This is a genomic window from Burkholderia sp. Nafp2/4-1b (genome assembly GCF_003635165.1).
Taxonomy (GTDB): domain Bacteria; phylum Pseudomonadota; class Gammaproteobacteria; order Burkholderiales; family Burkholderiaceae; genus Burkholderia.
This window is the reverse complement of sequence record NZ_ML058619.1, coordinates 155,805-177,559: the sequence shown is the minus strand read 5'-3', so window position 1 is coordinate 177,559 and position 21,755 is coordinate 155,805. Positions and strand designations below refer to the sequence as shown.

15 protein-coding genes and 1 pseudogene are annotated in these 21,755 nt (G+C 68.9%); 4 read left to right on the top strand and 12 right to left on the bottom strand.

Translation table 11 applies throughout. From position 1 onward, the window contains the following. Window positions 1-3: 3 nt before the first annotated feature. The 9 genes from glgX to C7H84_RS27425 form a co-directional block, all read right to left on the bottom strand. Window positions 4-2,118, bottom strand: a complete 2,115-nt coding sequence (gene glgX / locus C7H84_RS27465) for a glycogen debranching protein GlgX (RefSeq protein WP_121861720.1) — start codon at window positions 2,116-2,118, stop codon at window positions 4-6. A gap of 32 nt (window positions 2,119-2,150) precedes the next feature. Continuing rightward, window positions 2,151-4,352 (bottom strand): 1,4-alpha-glucan branching protein GlgB, encoded by a 2,202-nt coding sequence (glgB, locus tag C7H84_RS27460; protein WP_121861719.1) that lies wholly within the window; start codon window positions 4,350-4,352, stop codon window positions 2,151-2,153. After that, the gene (gene treS / locus C7H84_RS27455; protein ID WP_121861849.1) at window positions 4,349-7,759 is read right to left on the bottom strand and encodes a maltose alpha-D-glucosyltransferase; all 3,411 of its coding nucleotides are present in this window, start codon (window positions 7,757-7,759) and stop codon (window positions 4,349-4,351) included. The genes glgB and treS overlap by 4 nt, the downstream gene beginning before the upstream one ends. Continuing rightward, window positions 7,759-11,154: a maltotransferase domain-containing protein gene (locus tag C7H84_RS27450; protein ID WP_121861718.1), complete on the bottom strand. Its 3,396-nt coding sequence runs from the start codon at window positions 11,152-11,154 to the stop codon at window positions 7,759-7,761. Before C7H84_RS27450 ends, treS begins: the two co-directional genes overlap by 1 nt. Before the next feature lie 181 nt (window positions 11,155-11,335). After that, complete coding sequence (locus tag C7H84_RS27445) at window positions 11,336-11,824, bottom strand: phage protein NinX family protein (RefSeq protein WP_121861717.1); 489 nt, start codon at window positions 11,822-11,824, stop codon at window positions 11,336-11,338. Between the two features lie 27 nt (window positions 11,825-11,851). Beyond that, window positions 11,852-12,643, bottom strand: coding sequence for an endonuclease/exonuclease/phosphatase family protein (locus C7H84_RS27440; protein ID WP_121861716.1), 792 nt, complete (start codon window positions 12,641-12,643; stop codon window positions 11,852-11,854). After that, window positions 12,634-14,853 (bottom strand): VTT domain-containing protein, encoded by a 2,220-nt coding sequence (locus C7H84_RS27435; RefSeq protein ID WP_121861715.1) that lies wholly within the window; start codon window positions 14,851-14,853, stop codon window positions 12,634-12,636. Before C7H84_RS27435 ends, C7H84_RS27440 begins: the two co-directional genes overlap by 10 nt. Then, complete coding sequence (locus C7H84_RS27430) at window positions 14,850-15,188, bottom strand: hypothetical protein (protein WP_121861714.1); 339 nt, start codon at window positions 15,186-15,188, stop codon at window positions 14,850-14,852. The genes C7H84_RS27435 and C7H84_RS27430 overlap by 4 nt, the downstream gene beginning before the upstream one ends. After that, window positions 15,185-15,880 (bottom strand): MgtC/SapB family protein, encoded by a 696-nt coding sequence (locus tag C7H84_RS27425; RefSeq protein WP_121861713.1) that lies wholly within the window; start codon window positions 15,878-15,880, stop codon window positions 15,185-15,187. Before C7H84_RS27425 ends, C7H84_RS27430 begins: the two co-directional genes overlap by 4 nt. A gap of 178 nt (window positions 15,881-16,058) precedes the next feature. Here C7H84_RS27425 and C7H84_RS27420 point away from each other — a divergent pair, with 178 nt between their 5' ends. Both C7H84_RS27420 and sdhB read left to right on the top strand, forming a co-directional pair. After that, on the top strand, window positions 16,059-16,301 hold the full coding sequence (locus C7H84_RS27420; RefSeq protein WP_121861712.1) for a DUF6566 family protein: 243 nt from the start codon (window positions 16,059-16,061) through the stop codon (window positions 16,299-16,301). 12 nt (window positions 16,302-16,313) lie between these two features. Beyond that, window positions 16,314-16,394 (top strand): annotated as a pseudogene (sdhB, locus tag C7H84_RS27415) (succinate dehydrogenase iron-sulfur subunit); the annotation flags it as partial. A gap of 64 nt (window positions 16,395-16,458) precedes the next feature. On the opposite strand, the gene C7H84_RS27410 reads toward sdhB, so the two are convergent. Next, a complete protein-coding gene (locus C7H84_RS27410) occupies window positions 16,459-17,133 on the bottom strand; it encodes an HAD family hydrolase (protein WP_121861711.1) in 675 nt (224 codons plus the stop codon). A 206-nt stretch (window positions 17,134-17,339) separates the two neighbouring features. On the opposite strand from C7H84_RS27410, the gene C7H84_RS27405 reads away from it, so the two are divergent. Beyond that, a complete protein-coding gene (locus tag C7H84_RS27405; protein WP_121861710.1) occupies window positions 17,340-18,542 on the top strand; it encodes a sugar transporter in 1,203 nt (400 codons plus the stop codon). Window positions 18,543-18,570: 28 nt separating this feature from the next. On the opposite strand, the gene C7H84_RS27400 is transcribed toward C7H84_RS27405, so the two are convergent. Next, window positions 18,571-19,347, bottom strand: coding sequence for a glucose 1-dehydrogenase (locus C7H84_RS27400; protein ID WP_121861709.1), 777 nt, complete (start codon window positions 19,345-19,347; stop codon window positions 18,571-18,573). Window positions 19,348-19,505: 158 nt separating this feature from the next. Here C7H84_RS27400 and C7H84_RS27395 point away from each other — a divergent pair, with 158 nt between their 5' ends. Next, window positions 19,506-20,408, top strand: a complete 903-nt coding sequence (locus C7H84_RS27395; RefSeq protein ID WP_121861708.1) for a LysR family transcriptional regulator — start codon at window positions 19,506-19,508, stop codon at window positions 20,406-20,408. Window positions 20,409-20,541: 133 nt separating this feature from the next. On the opposite strand, the gene C7H84_RS27390 is transcribed toward C7H84_RS27395, so the two are convergent. Then, window positions 20,542-21,744 carry a M20 aminoacylase family protein gene (locus tag C7H84_RS27390; RefSeq protein ID WP_121861707.1) on the bottom strand — a complete coding sequence of 401 codons (1,203 nt, stop codon included), beginning with the start codon at window positions 21,742-21,744 and terminating at the stop codon, window positions 20,542-20,544. Window positions 21,745-21,755: the final 11 nt, after the last annotated feature.

The following is a 21,755-nucleotide window of genomic DNA, read 5'->3' as shown; positions in this document are numbered from 1 at the left end:
TCCTCACGAGGGCAGGTCGGGTGGCACGGCCGCGACGGCGATCACGGCCGTGTGCGCGGCGACGTCGAGGCCGGCTTCGGGCCACGAGCGCGGGCCGGCGTCGGGCGTCGCGGTATCGAGCAGCACGCGGTAGTCGAGCATGGGCGCGGGCGGCTTGAACGTGATCTTGCCGGCCGACGCGTTCAGCATCACGAGCAGCGCCTCGGTGCGGCCCGTGCGGCCGGTGCCGACGCGCCGCATCGTCAGCGCGCGGCGCTCGCCATCCTCCCAGGCCGGCACGCTCAGCTCGTCGCCGTGTTCGTCGAACCAGCCGATCTCCCGCATGCCGGGCGCGCCGTCGCGGTCGCCGTTCGGATAGCGCGGCACGGACATCACCGGATACATGCGCCGCATCGCCGCGAGCCGCGACACGAAACGAATCATCTGCACGCCTTCGTCGCTGTGCGCGAGCTCCCAGTCGAGCCACGACAGTTCGTTATCCTGGCAATACGCGTTGTTGTTGCCGTGCTGCGTGCGGCCGAATTCGTCGCCGGCGACGATCATCGGCGTGCCAAGCGCGGTAAACAGCGTCGCCAGCATCGAGCGCGCGACGCGCGCACGCAGTTCGCGGATCTTCGCATCGTCGGTGGGCCCTTCGGCGCCCCAGTTCGCGCTGCAGTTGTCGTCGCGGCCGTCGCGGTTGTCCTCGCCGTTCGCTTCGTTGTGCTTGCCAGCATACGACACCAGGTCGGCCAGCGTGAAGCCGTCGTGCGCGGTGACGAAGTTGACCGACGCCCACGTATGGCGACGCTGATGGTTGAACAGGTCGGCCGAGCCCGAGAGCCGCGCGGCGAGCTCCGGGCGCTGCCCGGCGTCGCCGCGCCAGAAACGCCGCACGGTGTCGCGAAAGCGGTCGTTCCATTCGGCGAAGCCGGGCGGGTGGCGGCCCAGCTGATAGCCGCCGGGGCCGAGATCCCACGGCTCGGTGATCAGCTTGCGCTGCGCGAGCACCGGGTCTTGCCGCAATGCGTCGAAGAAGCCCGCGCCCGGGTCGAAGCCGTGATCCTCGCGGCCGAGCGACACGCCGAGATCGAACCGGAAGCCGTCGATGTTGAACGCGGTGGCCCAGTAGCGCAGCGAATCCATCACCATCTGCACGACGCGCGGATGCGACATGTTCAGCGTGTTGCCGCAGCCGGTCTCGTCCACGTGATAGCGCGGGTCGTCCGGCCGCAGCCGGTAGTAGCTCGCGTTGTCGAGGCCGCGCCACGACAGCGTCGGGCCGAGCTCGTTGCCTTCGCACGTGTGGTTGTAGACCACGTCTAGCACGACTTCGATCCCCGCCGCATGCAGCTGGCGGATCGCGATGCGCATCTCGTCGAGCCGCCGCGTGGTCAGGTACGACGGCTCCGGCGCAAAGAACGCGGCGGTGTCGTAGCCCCAGTAGTTGCGCAGCCCGCGGTTCACGAGCGCCCGCTGCTGCAGGAACGCATGCACCGGCAGCAGCTCGACCGTCGTCACGCCGATCGACAGCAGGTGATCGATGAACGCCGGATGCGCGAGCGACGCGAACGTGCCGCGCTCCGGCACGCGCAACCCGGCGCGGCGCATCGACGTGCCGCGCACGTGGGTTTCGTAGATCACGGTGCTGCGCCACGGCACGTTCGGCCGCCGGTCCATGCTCCAGTCGAATGCCTCGTCGACGACCACGGCCTTCGGCATCGCCGGCGCGGAGTCGCGGCGGTCCATCGACAGGTCCGCACGGTTCGAATGCACGCGATAGCCGAACAGCGCGTCGGACCAGCGGAAGTGGCCGACCAGCTTGCGCGCGTACGGATCGAGCAGCAGCTTGGTCGGGTTGAAGCGATGGCCGTGCTGCGGCTGGTATGGGCCGTCCGCACGAAAACCGTACACGGTGCCCGGATGCGCGTTCGGCAGGTAGCCGTGCCATACCTCATCCGTACATTCGGGCAGGTCGAGGCGCGCAAGCTCCTTGCGGCCGGTCGGGTCGAACACGCACAGCTGGATACGGTGCGCGTGCGCGGAAAACACCGCGAAGTTGGTGCCGAGCCCGTCCCAGGACGCGCCGAGCGGATAGCTGCGGCCGGGTTCCAGGCGGGCAGGCAGGGCGGTCGGCATGGGGATCGTCTCCGTGTCGAGGGCGCTGGGTGTCACGCCGGGCTGAGCCACAGGGTCGCGAGCGGCGGCAGGCGCAAGCTGGCCGACCACGACTCGCCGTGCGCGGGGATGTCCTCCGCCAGGACGGCGCCGTCGTTGCCGGCGTTCGTGCCGCCGTACACGGCGGCATCGGTATTCATCAGTTCGCGCCACTGCCCGGGTGCGGGCAGCCCGACGCGATAGCCGGCGCGCGGCACCGGCGTGAAGTTGCTGACCGCGACGACGACGCGCCCCGTATCGTCGCGGCGCGCGAACGCGAACACGCTGTTGGCGCGATCGTCGCCGATCAGCCATGCGAAGCCGTTCGCGTGGCAGTCGAGCACGTGCAGCGCCGGTTCGGCCGCGTACGCACGGTTCAGGTCGCGCACGAGCCGCTGCACGCCGCGATGCGCGGGCGCATCGAGCAGATCCCAGTGCGGCGTCGCGTCGTGCGCGAACTCGGACCATTGCGCGAATTCGCTGCCCATGAACAGCAGCTTCTTGCCCGGATGCGCCCACATGAAGCCGAAGTACGCGCGCAGCGTCGCGAGCCGCTGCCACGCGTCGCCCGGCATCTTCGCGGCAAGCGAGCCCTTGCCGTGCACGACCTCGTCGTGCGACAGCGGCAGCACGAAGCGCTCGGAAAACGCGTAGACGAGCCCGAACGTCATCCGGTCGTGGTGATAGCGGCGGTGGATCGGGTCCTCGTGCAGATACGACAGCGTGTCGTGCATCCAACCCATGTTCCACTTGAAGTCGAAACCGAGCCCGCCGTCGGCGGTCGATGCGGTGACGCCCGGCCACGCGGTCGACTCCTCGGCAATGGTGACGACGCCGGCCGGTGCGAGCGCACCGTGCAGCGTGTCGTTCAGCGCGCGCAGGAACGCGACCGATTCGAGGTTCTCGCGTCCGCCATGCACGTTCGGCACCCATTCGCCTTCCTTGCGCGAATAGTCGCGGTACAGCATCGACGCGACCGCGTCGACGCGGATCCCGTCCACGTGATAGCGGCGCGCCCACGCAAGCGCCGACGCGATCAGGAACGCGCCGACTTCGTTGCGCCCGAGATTGAACACGCAGGTATTCCAGTCCGGGTGCATGCCTTCGCGCGGATCGGCGTGCTCGTACAGCGCGCTGCCGTCGAACTGCGCGAGCCCGTGCGCATCGTTCGGGAAGTGCGCGGGCACCCAGTCGACGATCACGCCGATGCCGGCCGCATGCGCACGGTCGACGAAGCGCGCGAAGCCGTCGACCGGCCCGAAGCGCGCGGACGGCGCGAACTGCGCGAGCGGCTGGTAGCCCCACGAGCCGCCGAACGGGTATTCGGAAATCGGCATGAATTCGACGTGCGTGAAGCCCATTCCCTTCGCGTACGGGATCAGCCGCTCGGCGAGCTCGTCCCAGGTCGAACTGCGGTCCATCTCCTCGGGCACGCGCTGCCAGGATTCCGGATGCACCTCGTAGATCGACCACGGCACACGAAAGCGGCGATCGGCATGCGGCCGCGCGTGGATCCAGCCGGCGTCGTGCCACGCGAAGGTGTCGAGCGCCGCCGTGTCCGCGACGACGGACGCGGTGCGTGGCGGCGCCTCGGTCGCGCGCGCGCACGGGTCCGCCTTGTGCGGCAGCACGTGTCCGTCGCTTGCGCACAGCTCGTACTTGTAGTGCTCGCCCGCGCCGATGTCCGGCACGAAGAGCTCCCACACGCCCCACGGCCGCCGCAGCCGCATCGGATGCCGGCGGCCGTCCCATGCATTGAAATCGCCGACCACCGACACGCGTTGCGCATTCGGCGCCCACACCGCGAAGCGCACGCCGTCGACGCCGTCGACGCGCATCGGCGTCGCGCCCAGGCACTCGAGCACCGCAGCCGGGTCGCCGGCGGCGAACCGCGCGAGCGCCGCGTCATCGAGCAGCGTGCCGAACGCATACGCGTCGTCGGTCACCTGCCGCGCGTCGGGCCAGTCGATCGCGAGGCGGTAATGGCCGTCGCGTGCGATCGTCCCGGCGAAACAGCCGGCCTCGTCGACGCGCGCGAGCGTGCCGAGTTCGTCGCCGTCGGGCGTCACCGCGCGCACGCGCTGCGCTCCGGGCAGCAGCGCGCGCACGACGATCCGGCCCGCGTCGTCGTGCGGGCCGAGGCACGCGAACGGGTCCGGATGGCGGCCGGCGAGCAGCGCATCGATATCGCGGCGGTCGAACAGCGTGTCGGTCATCGGGTTCCTCCGTTGTCGGGTGCGGCGTTCGCATCGACCAGGCGCTCGACGAGCGCGGCGAGCCCGCCGACCGGCACGCAGAGCCAGTCGGGGCGGTTCGCGGCTTCGTAGCACAGCTCGTACGACGCCTTGTCGATCAGGAACAGCGCGAGCAGGCGATCGGCGTAGTGCGGGTCGACGAAGCGCTCGGGCGCCTGGTCGGCGGCCGCGCGATAGCATTCGACGAAGCGGTCGGCGGCCGCTTGCCCGAAGCGGTCGAACAGCGCGCGCTTGCGGCGCTCCGCCTGCGGCGGCGCCTTCTCGATCGCGAATTGCCCGGTCGCGCTCACGTACGACAGCGACCGCAGGAATCCGGCCACGTCGCGCAGCGGATGCGACTTCGCGCGGCGTCGCTCGAGCGGCCGCGCGGGCTCGCCTTCGAAGTCGATCAGCAGCGCATCGCCCTGTACGTCGAGCACCTGGCCGAGATGGAAATCGCCGTGGATCCGGATGCATTGCGCGTCGAGCGTGCGCGGCACCAGTTCGCCGAGCGCCTGCACGGCCGCCTCGCGCGACGCGAGCAGCGTCTCGGCAGCCGCGCGCGCGGTCGGGTCGAGCGCCTCCAGCCGCGTGCCGAGTATGTCGAGCGCGTGCTCGAACGACGCGATCGCATCGACGCACCAGCCGTCGACGTGTTCGCGCGTCGCGCGCTCCGGCGCGAATGCCGGATCGTCGGACGGCTGCGCAAGCGCGACGTGCAGTTGGCCGAGCCGCGTGCCGACGATGCCCGCGAACGCCGCGTAGCCGAGCAGGGCGTCCGGCTCCTCGTCCGGTTCGGCCGCGTCGGCGTCGCCGGCTGCCGGCAGCGCGAGCTCGTCGACCGCGCGTTTCAGGAAATCGAACGAACGCGTCCACGCATCGCCCTGGTTGTCGACGTAGCGCTGCAGGATCGCGACCGTATGCGGCGTGCCGTCCGGATCGACGTGCACGACTTCGCCGGCGAGCGTCGCGGTGTTCGCATAGCCGATCCGCGTCAGGTGCCGGCTCATTTCCGCTTCCGGATGAACCCCGTGCGCGACCTTGCGGACCAGCTTCAGCACGATCGACTCGCCGATGATGAGCGAGCTGTTGCTCTGCTCGGCCGCGAGCCAGCGCACTTCCGCATCGTCGCCGGGATCGAGCGCGGCCAGCGCGTGTTCGGGCAGGAAGTCGAGGCGGCCGCCGTCGGAGGTCGGCACCGTCGCGCCGTCGCGCAGCTTGCGCAGCATGCCGCGCGCGAACGCCGGCAGTGCGAATGCGTCGGTCAGGTAGCCGACCGTATGACCGCGCCGCACGCGGGCAAGCGCCAGCTGCGTGAACAGCGGATTCGATGTCTCGCCGCCCCACGCGGCGGCCAGCGGCACCACGTAGCGCTCGACGCGGCCATCGCTCGCGGAGACCCACGCCTCCGCATACTGGAACGGCTCGTCCGGCATCGGCGTGACGACGTTCAGCCACGCATTGCCGATCTTGCGGTCCTTCGACGCGAACCAGCGCCGCCGCGTGAGCCACGACGCGAGCGCATCGTGCGCGAGCGTGTGCAGCTGGCTGACGTCCGGCCGCACGTCGCCGCGCCGCATCACGATCGTCACGTATTCGGGCAGCGGTTCCGCATGCGGCTGCCGCCACGACGGTTCGCGGCCGTGCTCGGACAGCACGAACCACAGGAAGCCGTACGGCGGGAACGTGAGCAGGTACGTGAGCTGCCCGATCGGCGGAAACGCCGAGTCCGACGTCATCTCGATCGGCACGCGGCCCGCGAATTCGGACAGGTCGAGCTCGACGGCCTGCGACGCGCGCGACAGGTTCGCGACGCACAGCACCGTCTCGTGGCCTTCGAGTTCGCGCAGATACGCGAGCACCTTGCGGTTGTCCGGCCGCAGGAAGCGGATCGTGCCCCGCCCGAACGACTGCGTCGCGCGGCGCGTGGCGAGAATGCGGCGGGTCCAGTTCAGCAGCGAATGCGGATCGCGCGTCTGCGCCTCGACATTGATCGCGTCATAGCCGTACAGCGAGCCCATCACCGGCGGCAGCACCAGCAATTCCGGGTCGGCACGCGAGAAGCCGCCGTTGCGATCCGACGACCATTGCATCGGCGTGCGCACGCCGTCGCGATCGCCGAGGTGGATGTTGTCGCCCATCCCGAGCTCGTCGCCGTAGTAGATCACCGGCGTGCCGGGCATCGACAGCAGCAGCGAGTTGATCAGCTCGATGCGGCGCCGGTCGCGCTCCATCAGCGGCGCGAGGCGGCGCCGGATACCGAGATTGATGCGCGCGCGCCGGTCCGACGCATAGGTCTGCCACAGCAGGTCGCGCTCGGAGTCGGTCACCATCTCGAGCGTCAGCTCGTCGTGATTGCGCAGGAACACGGCCCACTGGTTGCTCGGCGCGAGCGCCGGCGTCTGCCGCATGATGTCGACGATCGGGAAACGATCCTCGCTCGCGATAGACATGTAGATGCGCGGCATCAGCGGAAAGTGGAATGCCATGTGGCATTCGTCCTCGTTGCCGAAGTATTCCTGCACGTCCTCCGGCCACTGGTTCGCTTCCGCGAGCAGCATCCGGTTCGGGTACTCGGCGTCGATCGTCGCGCGGATTTTCTTCAGGATTGCGTGCGTCTCCGGCAGGTTCTCGTTGTTGGTGCCTTCGCGCTCGACCAGGTACGGCACCGCGTCGAGCCGCAGGCCGTCGATGCCGAGGTCGAGCCAGAAGCGCATCACCTGGATCACTTCGCGCACGACGGCCGGGTTGTCGAAGTTCAGGTCCGGCTGGTGCGAGTAGAAGCGGTGCCAGTAGTACTGGCCGGCGATCGGATCGTGCGTCCAGTTCGACGTTTCGGTATCGAGGAAGATGATGCGCGTGCCCGAGTACTTCGTGTCGGTATCAGACCACACGTAATAGTCGCGATGCGTGGAGCCCGGCTTCGCGCGGCGCGCGCGCTGGAACCACGGATGCTGGTCGGACGTGTGGTTGATCACCAGCTCGGTGATCACGCGGATGCCGCGCGAATGCGCTTCGCGGATGAAGCGCCGCACGTCGGCGAGCGTGCCGTAGTCGGGATGCACGTCGCGGTAGTCGGCGATGTCGTAGCCGTCGTCGCGGCGCGGCGACGGGTAGAACGGCAGCAGCCAGATCGTGTCGACGCCGAGCTCGGCGATGTAGTCGAGCTTCATGATCAGGCCGGGGAAGTCGCCGATCCCGTCGTTGTTCGAGTCGTAGAACGACTTCACGTGCACCTGGTAGATGATCGCGTCCTTGTACCACAGCGGATCGTCCGCGCAGAGCGCCGGTGCGCGGCGCCGCGAACGGCGCCGGCGCGGCGTGCCGGCCGGCGCGAGGGACGGGAACTGCGCGCGGCGCACGTCGTCGAGCGAGTCTTCGCGTTTCATCATGCGTGTGCTCCGGAAGGGCGATTGGCGTCGCCCGAGTCGGGCGCCGCGGCTCGCGCGGCGCCGGGAGACGGCGCGAGCCGCCATATCGCATACGGCCGCACATGCGGGTCGAGCGACACGTACTGGCGATGTCCGCGCCAGGTTTCGGCGTGCGTCGCGCCTTGTTCGAGCGCGTCGAGCGGTTCACCGTCGACGAGCCCCAGCCCGCGCCACAGCGACGCATCGAGCGAGAAATTCGCGGCCTGCGGATGCCACGGGTCGAGGCTAATCGCGACCGCGACGACGCTGTCGTGCGCGGGCGTCGCCTTCACGAACACGAGCACCTGGTCGTTGTCCGCGTCGACGAACGTGAGCCCGAGGTGGGTCTGCAGTGCCGGGTGATCGCGCCGCGCACGATTCAGCCGAGCGACTTCGCCGCCGATGTGCGCGGCCTTGCTCCAGTCGCGTGCGCGCAGTTCGTATTTCTCGGCATCCGCATATTCCTCGCTGTCGGGCAGCGGCGCCGATTCGCCGATCTCGAAGCCCGAGTACATCCCCCACGAGCCGGCGAGCGTCGCCGCGAGCGCCGCGCGGATCACGAATTGCGAGCGCGGCGCGTTCTGCAGGTGGCGCGGATTGATGTCGGGCGTATTGACGAAGAAGTTCGGCCGGAAGAACTCGCGCGGCGGGCCGGCCGTCAGCTCCGTCAGGTAGTCGATGAATTCGCGCTTCGACTCGCGCCACGTGAAGTACGTGTACGACTGCGAGAAGCCGACCTTCGCGAGCCGGTACATCATCCCCGGCCGCGTGAACGCTTCCGACAGGAACACGACGTCCGGATGCTTGCCGCGCACGTCGGCGATCATCCACGCCCAGAACGGCAGCGGCTTGGTGTGCGGATTGTCGACGCGGAAGATCCGCACGCCCGTTTCGACCCAGAACAGCACCGCGTCGCGCAGCGCGACCCACAGGCCGGGCATTGCGTCCGGCGCGTAGAAGTCGGGGTTCACGATGTCCTGGTAGCGCTTCGGCGGATTCTCCGCGAAGCGCAGCGAGCCGTCGGGGCGCCACGCGAACCAACCCGGATGCTCGGCGAGCCACGGATGGTCGGGCGAGCACTGGATCGCGAAGTCCAGCGCGATTTCGAGCCCCTGCGCATGGGCCGCATCGACCAGCGTGCGGAACGACGCGAGCGTGCCGAGCTGCGGATGCACGGCCGTGTGGCCGCCTTCGGGTGAGCCGATCGCGTACGGGCTGCCGACGTCGTCGGGACCGGCCTTCAACGTGTTGTTGCGGCCTTTGCGCGCCGTCGTGCCGATCGGGTGGATCGGCGGGAAGTACAGCACGTCGAAGCCCATGTCGCGGATGCGCGGCAGTTGCGCGATCACGTCGTCGAACGTGCCGTGCCGATGCGGATCGTTGCTCGCCGAGCGCGGGAACAGCTCGTACCAGCTCGAGAAGCGCGCGGCGCGGCGTTCGACCTCCACCGGATAGACCGTTGTTTCGTCGTGCGTGACGAACGGCCGGTAGCGCAGCGCGGCGTAAGCTTGCGCGACGGTCGGCGAGCCGAGCAGCGCGAGGCGATCGTCGGGCGACGCGTCCTTGAAGTCGGTGGCGAGCTGGTCCATTCGTGCGATCGCGCGTGGGTCGGCCGGCTTCGCGTGCTTCAACGCGGTGGCGAGCAGCTGCTGTGCTTCGCGCACTTCCAGCGTCACGTCCTGGCCGGCCGCGCGTTTCTTCGCGACGTCGGTGACGAGCGACGCCCATTCGTCGCGCCATGCGACCACGCGGTACGCGTGACGGCCGAGCCGGTCGAGCGCGACGCGCGCGTGCCAGCGGTCGTTCGGCTCCGCGACGAACGGCACTTCGCGCCAGTCGTCCTCGCCGTCCGCGCGCCATTGCAGCACGGCCGCGAGATGCGCGTGGCCGTCCGTGAAGATCGATGCGTGCACAACCAGCGTCTCGCCGATCACGCGCTTGATCGCGAAGCGGCCGCCGTCGACGGCCGGCTCGACGCGCTCGATCGCGATCCGGTCGGCCACGAGCGCGGCGGACAGCGCGGTGCGCTCGCCGGCCGCGTCCGTGCGCGCGATCGCGGGCGGTGCGCGCCAGGCTTCGAGCAACGCATAGCCGCCGGGTTCGAGCGTGAACGCGTCGAGCGCGACCGGTGCACGCTCGCGCGTGCCGTCCGGCGTCGCGACATGCGTGAAGCCGCCCGGCACGCCGGGCAGGATCGCCGCGGGATCGATGCGCGCTGGCGCGTCGAGATCCGGATTCAGCGCGATCAGCAGCGCCGTGTCGTCGTATTCGAGCGACGGGCCCATCCCGCGCAGCAGCGCGGTCGCGGTTGCGCCCGGTGCGCTCAACTGCGCGATTTCGCCGCGTTCGGCCGCGAGCGGGGTCGCCCGGCGCCACGCGTTCGCATCGGCGATCGCGCCGGACAGGTCGAAGCGGGCGTCATCGAACGCGGCGCGATAGCGCGCGGCATCCGCGTCGCGCGCCATCAGCGGCAGCGCGACGCCGCGCTCGAAGCCCATCGGCACCAGCCAGCCGGTGCCGGTCGCCGCTGCCGTCCACAACGCACGGTGGTAGGCACGGACGACCGTTTCGTCCGGCGCGGCGTGCCAGTCGTCGGCGATGCGCGGGCCGTCGAACGCGTCGGGAAACGCGATCGGCGAGCCGATGCGGCGCAGCAGCCGGTGTTCGTCAGCAAACCACGGCGAGTGCAGGTCCCACCAGCGTGCGGACGAGAACACCGCGTCGAAGCCGGCCCCTTCGAGCTGGGCGAGTGCGTCGCGCGCATGGCCCGGCACGCCGGCCAGCACCGCGACGTCCGGGCGCGTGCGGCGCAGCGCCGCGCGCCAGCCGGGCCACCAGGCAGCCGGCAGATGGTGCGGCGCGTCGATCAGGAAGCCGGCCGCGCCGGCATCCGCGAATGTGGACAGGTGCGCGCACCACCACGCGGCCAGTGCGTCGCGTGTCGCGTCGTCGCCGACCTGCGCATGCGCGACGTCGACTTCGTGCGCGGCGCTGCGCGGATCGATCAGCGCGTCGTCGTGGGAGCGCTCGACGTACCAGTCCGGATGTTCGTCGCGCAGCGGATTGTCGCGCGCGATGCGGTCGGGCACGACTTCGAGCATCACGCGCAGCCCGTGGCCGCGTGCGAGCTGCGCGAGGCGCGAGAACGTCTCGAGCGCGCCGGCGCGCGTCGCGAAGGTCGCGGCCGGGCGGTGGAAATCCGCGACGTGGCGCGGAAAACCCGCGACGCTGGCGGCCCAGAAACCGCCGATCAGCACATGGTCGAAGCCCATGCCCGCGATATGCGCGAACGTGAGGGGCCACGCGTCGAGCGGGCCGACGAGGCGCGCGTCGCAGAAGTAGAGGTGCGGGGCGAAGGGCGGTGTGGCGTTCATGGGATGGCGTGTGCGGGCGGTGGCGGGCGGTGACCGGAGTGCGTCGCAACCGCCGTGCCTGCTGCACGGCGCCCGCCACGGCAACGCACGTGCGGGATCCAAGGGGCGGAACGCTGTCCTTTTTACATGGACGCTGAACGGTTCCTGCATTGGCTGCCGCGGGCCTGGCCGCCCGACGCCGTCACATCCGCGGAATCGACCGTATATCCGAGCTGTCGCCGGTCGCCGGATCCTGCTCCGCTTCGGGCACCGGCACGCCGGGGTCGTAGCGCACCGGAGCGCCGGATTTGATCCGATGCGCGAACGACGGCGGGGCTTCCACTTCGTCGCCGAACCGCGCACGCACGAACGCACGCAGCAACGCGGTACGCAAATCCGGCGCACGCGCCGCACAGGTCGACGGGCCGTCGATGAAGCACGCGTCGCATTCGACACCGTCGCCGCGCCGCGCGATGCGCAGGTCGCCGACGCGTTCGAGCACCGCACCCGCGTCGGCCCACGACGCCGACGGCGCGAAATGCGCGTCGAGGCGGCGCAACGCGTCGCACGCGGCGGTCACGATCACGTGCGGCTCGACGGCCGTGAAGGTCAGCGTGTCTTCGTCGTCCGCGCACAACGCGCGCACGCACCAGTAATCGAGGGCCGCTCCGGTGAGTTCGTCGGTTCGCATGGGCAAGGCTCCGTGAGGTGGAGGCGCTCAGCGCGCAAGCGACGTGCCCGACGCCGGCACCGCGAGCATGCGGGCGACGAGGGGATAGTGATCCGACGCATGCCGGGCCAGCATGCTGCGATGCACGTTCACGTCGACCAGCAGCTCGCCCGGGTGAATCCAGATCCGGTCGAGGGAGAACACCGGGCACACCGTCGGGAACGTGCGCGGCGCCGGTGCGCGCCGGAACCGCGTGACTAGCGCCTGCAGCGCACGGCCGCGCACGAACCATTCATTGATGTCGCCCATCAGGATCACCGGCATCGCACCGGTATCGAACGCGGCGAGCAGCCGCTGCACCTGCGCGCTGCGTTCGTTCGACGACAGCCCGAGATGGGTCGCGACCACCCGGATCGGGCCGGTGCCGCAGTCGATGTCCGCATCGAGCGCGCCGCGCGGCTCGCGCTGGTGGAACGACAGGTCGAGCGTGCGCGCCGCGCGGATCGGACAGCGCGACAGCACCGCGTTGCCGTAGCGGCGCTCCGGCGTGTCGATGGTCGGGCCGGCCACTGCGTGCATTCCGGTCGCGTCGCGCAGGTGGGCGAGCACGTCGGGCACGCGCGTGCCGCCGAGCGGTACCTCCTGCAGTGCGATCACGTCGGCGTCGAGCTCGTGGATCACCGCCGCGATCCGGTCGGCCGCGCGTGCGGGCCACGCGCCGTAGCCGCCGCGGATGTTGTACGTCGCGATCCGCAGGTCGCGGCCGCCCGGCGCGGCGGCGGGCGGGCTCTCCGACGTGGCGATGTCCGGCGGCGGGGCCGGTTGTCGACTCAGCGCCATCGTCGCAGCACCCTCACGAGCAGCACCGACACGCCGACCAGCGCGGCGCCAATCGCCGCGAGCCACGCGAACGCGCCCGGCCCCGGATGGCTGAACGCGGCGGTCAGCTGGTGCGCGAAGGTGACCGTCAGCACGATGCCCGGCAGCATCCCGAGCGCGGTGCCGATCAGGTAATCGCGCAGGCCGATGTGCGACGCGCCGGCGACCAGGTTCACGATCGTAAACGGCGCGATCGGCAGCAACCGCAGCACGGCCATCGCGACCACGCCGCGCCGGCCGATGTGTTCGCTGAGCCGGTTCGCGCGCCCGCCAGCGAGCCGGCGCACCGCATCGCGGCCGAGCCAGCGGCCGATCCAGTAAGTCGCGGCGGCGGCCACCATCGTGCCGACGGCCGCGTACGCCAGCCCCGGCCACGCGCCGAATACGAGCCCCGTCACCGTGATCAGCAGCGTGATCGGCACCGACAGCGTCGCCGCGACCACGTAGCCGGCGAGCAGCAGCACGGGCGCACCAGGCAGCTGCGCGGCATGCGCGGCGGTTCGCGCGAGCGACGCGATGTTCAGCTCCTTGCCGAGCGGCGAGAAGCGCCAGGCGAGCGCGAGCGCGGCGACCAGCAGCACGGCCGCGCCGAGCACGAAGAAGCGCGCGGTCAACGAGCGATGCTGTTCCTGCGGCACGAATTCGCGCACGAAGCGGTCGGGTTCGATTGGCTGCTCGGGGTCGAGCCGCGCGCTGACGGGCACCAGCGCGTCGAGCTGCGGCGTCACGACCGGGTCGAGCGTGCGCAGCGTGCGCCCGGGTTTCGCGCGCAGCCGGTCGAGCGCGGCGTTCGGCCGTTCGGCGTCCGCGAACGCGGCAGCCACGGCGGCCGGCGTCGTGTCGAGATGTTCGGCCAGCAGCCGCTCGCGCAGGCCCGCGATCGCAGCGCGGATGCGCGGCTCGCCGGCCGCGACGAGCGCGATGCAGCATTCGGTGTCGAGCACCATCGACCGGTTGTTCAGGTTCGCGCTGCCGATCACGAGGCATTCGTCGTCGACGATCGCGAGCTTGCTGTGCACGTTGACGCATCCGTCGCCGAGACCGTCGACGTGCGGATACAGCAGCCGGTAGCGGTCGAAGCGGTCGGCGGACTTGAGCGTTTCGTGCAGCCGCGCGCGCAGCACGCCCATCGTCGCTTCCTGCAGCCACCCGCTCTGCACGCGCGGCGCGACGACTGTCACGTCCGGACCGTTCGCATCGGCAAGGCGCGCGGCCAGCGTCTCGCGCACCACCGTCGCGGTGAAGTACTGGTTCTCGATATACAGATGACGCCGCGCGGCGCGGATGGCATCCTCGATCAGCGCGCGCACCTGATGCACGGGTTCGCGATCGCGATGACGCGGCGCCGTGTACGCGATGCCGAGCCGCACGTCGCGAATATCGACGTGCGTGTCGGGCGGCCACGGATCGACGTCTTCTTCGCGATCGAGATGCCGCTGCGCGCGAATCGCGATCGGACGCCCGCACGCATTGAACCAGCGCCTGCGCGCCTGCTCGCCGATCGCGGCCGCCGCTTCGCCGTCGAACATCGCCTGCACGTCGTGGAACGGCCCGTACGGCATCCCGTTCGCGTCGCGGCGGCGCGGCTCGTCGGCCGCGTGCGCCGGTGTATCCCAGCGCGAACGCGTCAGGTCGAGCCCGCCGACGAACGCGAGCCGGTCGTCGATCACGACGAGTTTCTGATGATGCGACGCACCGCGCGGATGCGTGTCGTCGAGCCGGAAGCGGATGCCGCGATGCGCGCGCCACGCGGCGCGATAGACCGGCGGCCAGTCGCGCTCCAGCGCGTAGATCATCGCGAAGTCCCACGCGAGCACGTAGATGCGCAGGTTGTGCCGCGCGGCGGCCAGCGCATGCAGAAACGCGGCGAGCGTGTCGGGCAGGCCGTCGCGGGCGTCGGCGGGCGACAGGTGCATCCGGCTGTCGACGTCCCAGCCGACGATGAACACCGTGTGGCGCGCGCGACGCAGCGCGGCACGCAGCGTCGAGAAGTAGGCGGCGCCGTCGACCAGCATCGCGAAGCGGTCCGCGGTGCGGATCGTGTCGCAGTTGCGGCCGCGTTCGAGCAGGCCGTATTGCGCGGAATCGTCCGTGGGTGGAGGATCGGCTGCCGCGTCGTCGGCGCGCGCGGTCGCCAACGCGGCGCGCGCGGTGCGGTCCGGCACGCTCATCGGGCGTCGACGTCCCGGTCGCCGTCGATGCGTTGCAGCAGCACATCGCACCGTGCGCGCAGCGCCCGCAGATCCGGCGAATCCAGATCGATCCGGATGCGCTCGCCGCTTTCCGGATCGCCGTGCGCGCACGCAATCTCGTAGATGCCCTCCGCGATTGTCGCCGACGCGTGCGCGATCCTGATCCGGTCGAGCCACTCGCAGTCGGCGTGATGACAGGCGAGCCATGCGCGCAGCGCGCCGACGACCTGGCTGGTCGTGAGCCATGCGCCGCCGCGCATGCGCGCGGCCAGCTGGCTCGTCACGAGATACGAGAGCAGGTCGGTCTGGGTCACACGAAGCTCCTTGTCGAAGTGTCGGGGCAACAGGTGCGCACGCCGGCGATCCGTTGCAGCGTCTCGCAGATCGCCGCAAATTCCGCGCCGCTCGTGCGCGAGAACGAAACCGAGATGTCGTCGGTGTCCGGATCGTCGTCCGATTGCTGGACGATGAACCGTTTCACCCGCACGCGGCCGGTGCCGAGCGCGTCGTGCAGCGTGCCGAGCGTCAGGCCGCCGCGTTCGACCACGAGCCGCAGCGTGCGCTGCTGCCGCTGCGCGATGAAGCGGCGCTCGAGCGGCTTCACGCCGGCGAGGATCATGAGCACGATCGCCGTCGCGCCGAGCGATGCGACATACATGCCGCCGCCCGCGGCAAGCCCGACGCCGGCCACCGCCCACAGGCTCGCGGCCGTCGTCAGCCCGCGCACGACTTCGCCGCGCAGCAGGATCGAGCCGGCGCCGAGGAAGCCGATGCCGGACACGACTTGCGCGGCGACCCGCGACGGGTCGACCACGACGCCGTTCTGGCCGCGCACGTCTTCGAAGCCGAAGGTGGACACGAGCATCACGAGGGCCGAGCCGACGCACACCAGCATGTGCGTGCGCAGCCCGGCGGCCCAGTTGAGCCGCTCGCGCTCGAACCCGATCACGCTGCCGAGCAGGGCGGCGAGCAGCAGGCGTCCTAGAAGTTCGATATGGCCGATCATCGTGGCCTCCCTTTTATCTGGCGGACCGGAACGGTTCCATGCGTAAAAGGGACGCAAGGTGCGTGCCGGGCACGAGGCCACCGGGCACGGCGCGTGCGCGCCGGGCCGACGGCGCGCGCGGCGGTCATGCTGCGCGCATTTTTTGCATCGCAATCGCAGATAAGCACAGGGGGCCAGGATGCAACATCAACCGGACGCACAGGTGCGCGACCCGTATCGCGGCCACGAGATTCGCGTATGGGCGCGGCGCAACGAGCGCGGCGCGTGGGCCGATGAAGTGCAGGTGTATGTCGATGGCGCGCGCATCGAACTCTTCGTGCCGGAATCGACGAACCCCGCATGGGTGAGCGAGGAGGAAGCGCTGCGGGCGGGCGTCGAGCGTGGGCGCTATCTGATCGACAAGCGCGTGGACGACGATTGACGCGCCGCGGTCGAATGCATCCTGTGCGCGTGCTGCTCGACGTCGTGTCCGGGCTGCTGGTGGAATCCGGACAAGTTCGTCGAGCCGGCCGGGGGCGAGGGCGATTTCGGGGATCCAGGCGATGCGGGCGGTGCGGGCCAGGCGGACGGTTTAGACGTCACGGCCGCGCCGCAATCTCGTCCAGATGCCACAGCAGATCCGCCGGATCGTCATACACGCGCAGCGCACCGGCACGCTCCAGTTCGTCGCTGCCGTAACCACCCGCCAGCAATCCGACACCGAGCGCACGACAGCGGCTCGCGGCCAGCATGTCCCAGATGCTGTCGCCGACCACCACCGTATGTTCGATCGGCACGTTCAGTTTCGCGGCAGCGGTCAGGAACAGGTCGGGGTCCGGCTTCGCATACTTCACCTGATCGCGCGTGACGACCACGTTCTTCGCCGGATCGACGCCCAGCGCTTCGAGGTTGATCGATGCGGTCTCCATCCGCCCGCTGGTCGCGATCGCCCACCGAATGCCGGCATTCGACAACGCGGCCAGCAACTCGCGCGCACCGGGCAGCGGCCGGACCTGCGCGCGCAGCCGCTGGTACGCGGCCGCATGCAGCCGCGCGAGCCGCTCGACGCGCTCGGCGTCGATGTCGCCGGCCGTCTCGCGCAGCAGCTGGTTCAGGAACAATCCGCCGCTCATCCCGATCTTGCGATGGATGCGCCACACCGACAGTTCGATGCCTTCGGCATCGAGCGCTTCCTTCCATGCAAGGACGTGTTGATAGACGCTATCGACGAGCGTGCCGTCGAGATCGAACAGAAATGACGTTTCAATGCGCATGTGAATCTCCTGGTCCGATGACGTTCGGGCAAATCGTTGCGGCAAATCGTCGGTAAAACCCGATTCGTCACATTATCGGCGCGCGGCCGTGTCACCGCCATGTCCCGCGCCGCACCCCGGCGCAGCGTGTCAAACACCGCTGGTACAATCGCGCCGATGCGCCGGGCGGGCCGCCCGCGCACGCCCAACCTTCGTCGAATCCCCGTATGGCAACCCCCGACGCCGTCAGTTCCGAACAATCGTGGTGGGGCGTTCTGGCCCTGGCACTCACCGCCTTCATCTTCAATACCACCGAATTCGTGCCCGTCGCGCTGCTGAGCGCGATCGGCGACAGCCTGCAGATGCAGCCGACCGCCGTCGGCCTGATGCTGACGATCTACGCGTGGGCGGTCGCCGTCGTGTCGCTGCCGCTGACGTTCTTCACGCGCCACGTCGAGCGCCGCAAGCTGCTGAGCGTCGCGCTGCTGGTGTTCATCGGCAGCCACGTCTTGACCGGCTTCGCGTGGAATTTCACGGTGCTGATGATCGGCCGGCTCGGCATCGCGTGCGCGCATGCGGTGTTCTGGTCGATTTCGATCCCGCTCGCGGTGCGGCTCGCGCCGAGCGACCGCAAAAGCCGTGCGCTCAGCCTGATCGCGATGGGCTCGGCGATCGCGATGGTCGCCGGCATTCCGCTCGGGCGCGTGATCGGCGAGGCGCTCGGCTGGCGCACGACGTTCCTCGTGATCGGCGCCGCGGCGGCGGCTGCGTTGCTGTTGCTGCGCATGACATTGCCGACGCTGCTGAGCGAGGGCGCCGGATCGCTGGCCAGTATCGGGATGTTTCTCAGGAAGCCGGCGCTCGTCGCGCTGTACGCGATCACCGTGCTGGTCGTGTCCGCGCACTTCACGTCGTACACGTACATCGAACCGTTCGTGCAGAGCGTCAATCACGCGAGCAACAGCCGGATTACCTACGTGCTGATCCTGTTCGGCGTCGCGGGCATGCCTGCCGCGTTCTGCTTCAACCACGTTTTTCCGGAGCGGCCGGCCGACTTCCTGCTCGCGTCGATCATCGCGTTGTCGGCGTGCCTGCTGATCCTGTTCCCGAGCGCGCTGAACATCGTCACGCTGTCGGTTCATACCCTCCTGTGGGGCGGCGCGATCGTGTGCTTCGGTCTCGCGATGCAGGCGTGGGTGCTGAAGCTCGCGCCGGAGGCGACCGATCTCGCAGTGTCGATCTTCTCCGGGCTGTACAACGTCGGGATCGGCGCCGGCGCTCTGCTCGGCAACCATATCGCCGGCGACTTCGGGTTGCCGTGGATCGGCACGTTCGGCGGCGTGGTCGGGATTTTCGCGGCCGGGATCGCATGGGCCGCGTTGCGGCTGCATGCGAAACGGGAAGCGGCGGTCGCGGCCGCCGCGCGTTGAAGCCGCTGCGCGGCTCGCACCCGGGGGCTCACGCGACCGAATAGCCGCCGTCGGCCACGAGCGCGTGCCCCGACACATAGCTGGAATCGTCCGACGCGAGGAACGCGACGATCGTCGCCATTTCTTCGGCCGACGCCCAGCGGCCGGCCGGCGTCGACGCGGCAAAGGCCAGTCGTGCGTCCTCCGACGGCCAGATGCCGCGCTGATGGAACGGCGTATCGATCAGCCCGGGGCACAGCGCGTTGACGCGCACGCCGCGTTTGAACCATTCGATCGAAGCCGTCTTCGTCATCCCGATCACCGCGTGCTTGCTCGCGATATACACCGACGCATTCTCGAAGCCGATGACGCCGCCCATCGACGCATTGTTGATGATGCTGCCCGTACCCTGGCGCAGCATGATTTCGGCCGCGAACTTCATCGAGTTGAAGACCCCGCGCACGTTTGGCTCGAATACCCGGTCGAAGCTTTCCGCATCCTGCTCGAGCAATGGCGCGAATACGCCTTCGGTCCCTGCGTTGTTGAATGCGATGTCGAGGCGTCCATGGGTCGACACCGTGAAATCGAACAGCTTGCGCAGATCGTCTTCGTTCGCGACATCCGCGGCGAAGGCTTGTGCGTTGCCGCCCGCGGTCGCGATCTCGTCGACCAGCCGGTCGAGTTCGGTCTTGCGTCGTGCGCTGACGACGACCTTCGCGCCGCGGCGCGCGAGTTCGATCGCCGATGCGCGGCCGATGCCGGAACTGGCGCCCGTTACGATCGCGATGCGGCCGTCGAGCGGGGCGGATTGCGTGCTTGCGTTCATGATGCGTTTCTCCGTGGGGGTTGATCCATTGCGTCGAAGCGACGTCTGATACGCATTGTGGTGGCTCGTCGCCGATAAAAAAATGGAACAATGGCGCATTTAGAATTCCTTGATGAGGAATTAAAATCGCTTTTTCGCAGGCATCCTGAAGGCCTCCCATGCTCAACCGGCTCGACCTCCTGAAGATCTTTTCCGCGGCCGCCGCCGCGCCGACGTTTCGCGAGGCGGCCGTGCGGCTCGGCGTGTCGCCGCAAGTCGTCACGCGCGCGGTGCGCGAGCTGGAGGAGATGCTCGGCGAAACGCTGTTTCACCGAACGACCCGCAGCATCCGGATCACCGCATTCGGCCAGTCGTTCGCGCGCGACGCGCAGGGCGCGCTGGCCGCCGTCGACGGGCTGTTCGGGCCTGCCCTCGGCCAGCGCGACGAGCCGGTCGGCGTCGTCCGGATCACCGCGCCGTCGGGCATGGGGCGGCATTACGTGCAGCCGATCCTCACCGGCCTCATGCAGCGGTATCCGGGGCTCGTGCCCGATCTGCGGCTGTCCGACGTGCCGTCGCCGGTGGTCGACGAGCAGATCGACATCGGCGTGCGCGTCGGCGCGATCGGCGACAACCGCTTCGTCGCGCGCATGGTCGGGCCGCTGCCGATGTGGGTGGTCGCCGCGCCTTCGCTGATCAGGCGGCTTGGCGAGCCGAAAACCCGCAAGGCACTCGAAGCGATGCCGGTGACGTGCCTGATCGAACGTGCAAGCGGTCGGCCATGGCCGTGGACGTTTCGCGGCGAGCACCAGCTCGTTCCATCGTCGCCGGCTTACCTGACGGACGACGCCGAGGTAGAGATCGAGGCCGTTTGCGCGGGGGTGGGGCTCGGTCAGTGCTCGGAGTATCTGGTCCGGCCGTACGTCAGGAAGGGGCGCCTCGTACGGGTGTTGCCGAGCCTCGAGCCCGAGCCGTGGAAGCTGCACGTCTATCGGCCGCGGCGCGGCCCGATGCCGCGCCGCATCCGGGTGGTGTACGACGAACTGGTCGCGAAGCTCGCGGACGCGACGTGGCGGGAGTAGGGATCGCCGCTGCTATGCCGTCCGCCGACTCATTGCGGATCGTGCGGATTCAACGTGTCGATGCAACGAATTGTCCCCATTCACGCGCAGGACATGGCGCACGGCCTCTGCGCAGGAGTAGACGTACCGAGATTCAGGCGGAGAAATTCCCGGCCTGCAAATAGCGTTCGACCAGTCTGGCCCAAAACGCAGAACCGACGATCAGGTTTTCGTCATTGAAGTCGTAGGTTGCGCTATGGAGTGTCTTTCCACCTTCATGTGGACCATTTCCAATTCGCAGGAACGTCCCGGGGCACGCCTGCAACATGTATGCGAAATCCTCGCTCCCCATCAATTGCTCCATGTTTTCCGTGACATTTGCGTCCCCGACCAACTCGCGGGCAACCTGAATCGCGAGATCCGTTTCTGCCTCGGCGTTCGTCACGACCGGATAACCTTCCACATAGTCGATTTCGGCGGTGACTCCAAAGCTATTGGCCTGCGCATGTACGAGCTCAGTGATCCGTTCTCTCAAGAGGCTTCGAACCTCTTCATCGAAGGAACGAACGCTGATGCTCAACTCGACTTCGCCCGGGATGACGTTGGGCGCAGATCCACCCGCGATTTTCCCGATCGTGACCACGGCTGGCTTTGCCGGGTCGATGTTGCGCGAGACGACTGTCTGAAGGCCCATCACGATGCTGCCTGCTGCAACGATTGGATCGTTGGCCAGATGTGGGCGGGCGGCATGTCCGCCTTTTCCGACGATCTTGATGAAGACTCGGTCGCCTGCAGCCATGAACGCACCCCTGCGAAACATGAAGGTACCCGTTGCACGGCCGGGATGGTTATGCATGGCGAACACTGCGTCACATGGGAAACGCTTGAAAAGCCCTTGCTCCACCATGCGTTTGGCACCGCTGTCGAACCCCCGCTCTTCGGCGGGCTGGAAGATCAGATGCAGCGTGCCGTCAAAGCGCTGTCGCTGCGCGAGGTGGCGGGCTGCGCCAAGAAGCATTGCGGTATGTCCGTCATGACCGCACGCGTGCATTCTTCCGGGAATTTGACTCTTGTGGTCGAAGGTATTGAGTTCCTCGATCGGGAGTCCGTCCATGTCCGCGCGGATACCGATGCTGCGCGCACCGGTTCCGAGCCGTAATGTTCCGACCACACCAGTGTCGGCGATGCCCGTTTCAACGGCATATCCGTACTCTGTTAGTCGGCTTGCGACCATCGCCGCGGTCTGGGTCTCTTCGAACGCCAGTTCGGGGCAGCAGTGCAAGGCGTAGCGCAAGCGGCGAAGGTCGCTTTCCAACGGCTCAAGGTCAGCGATGGTGCTCAGGTCGGGTAGTAACATGGCAAGCGGAA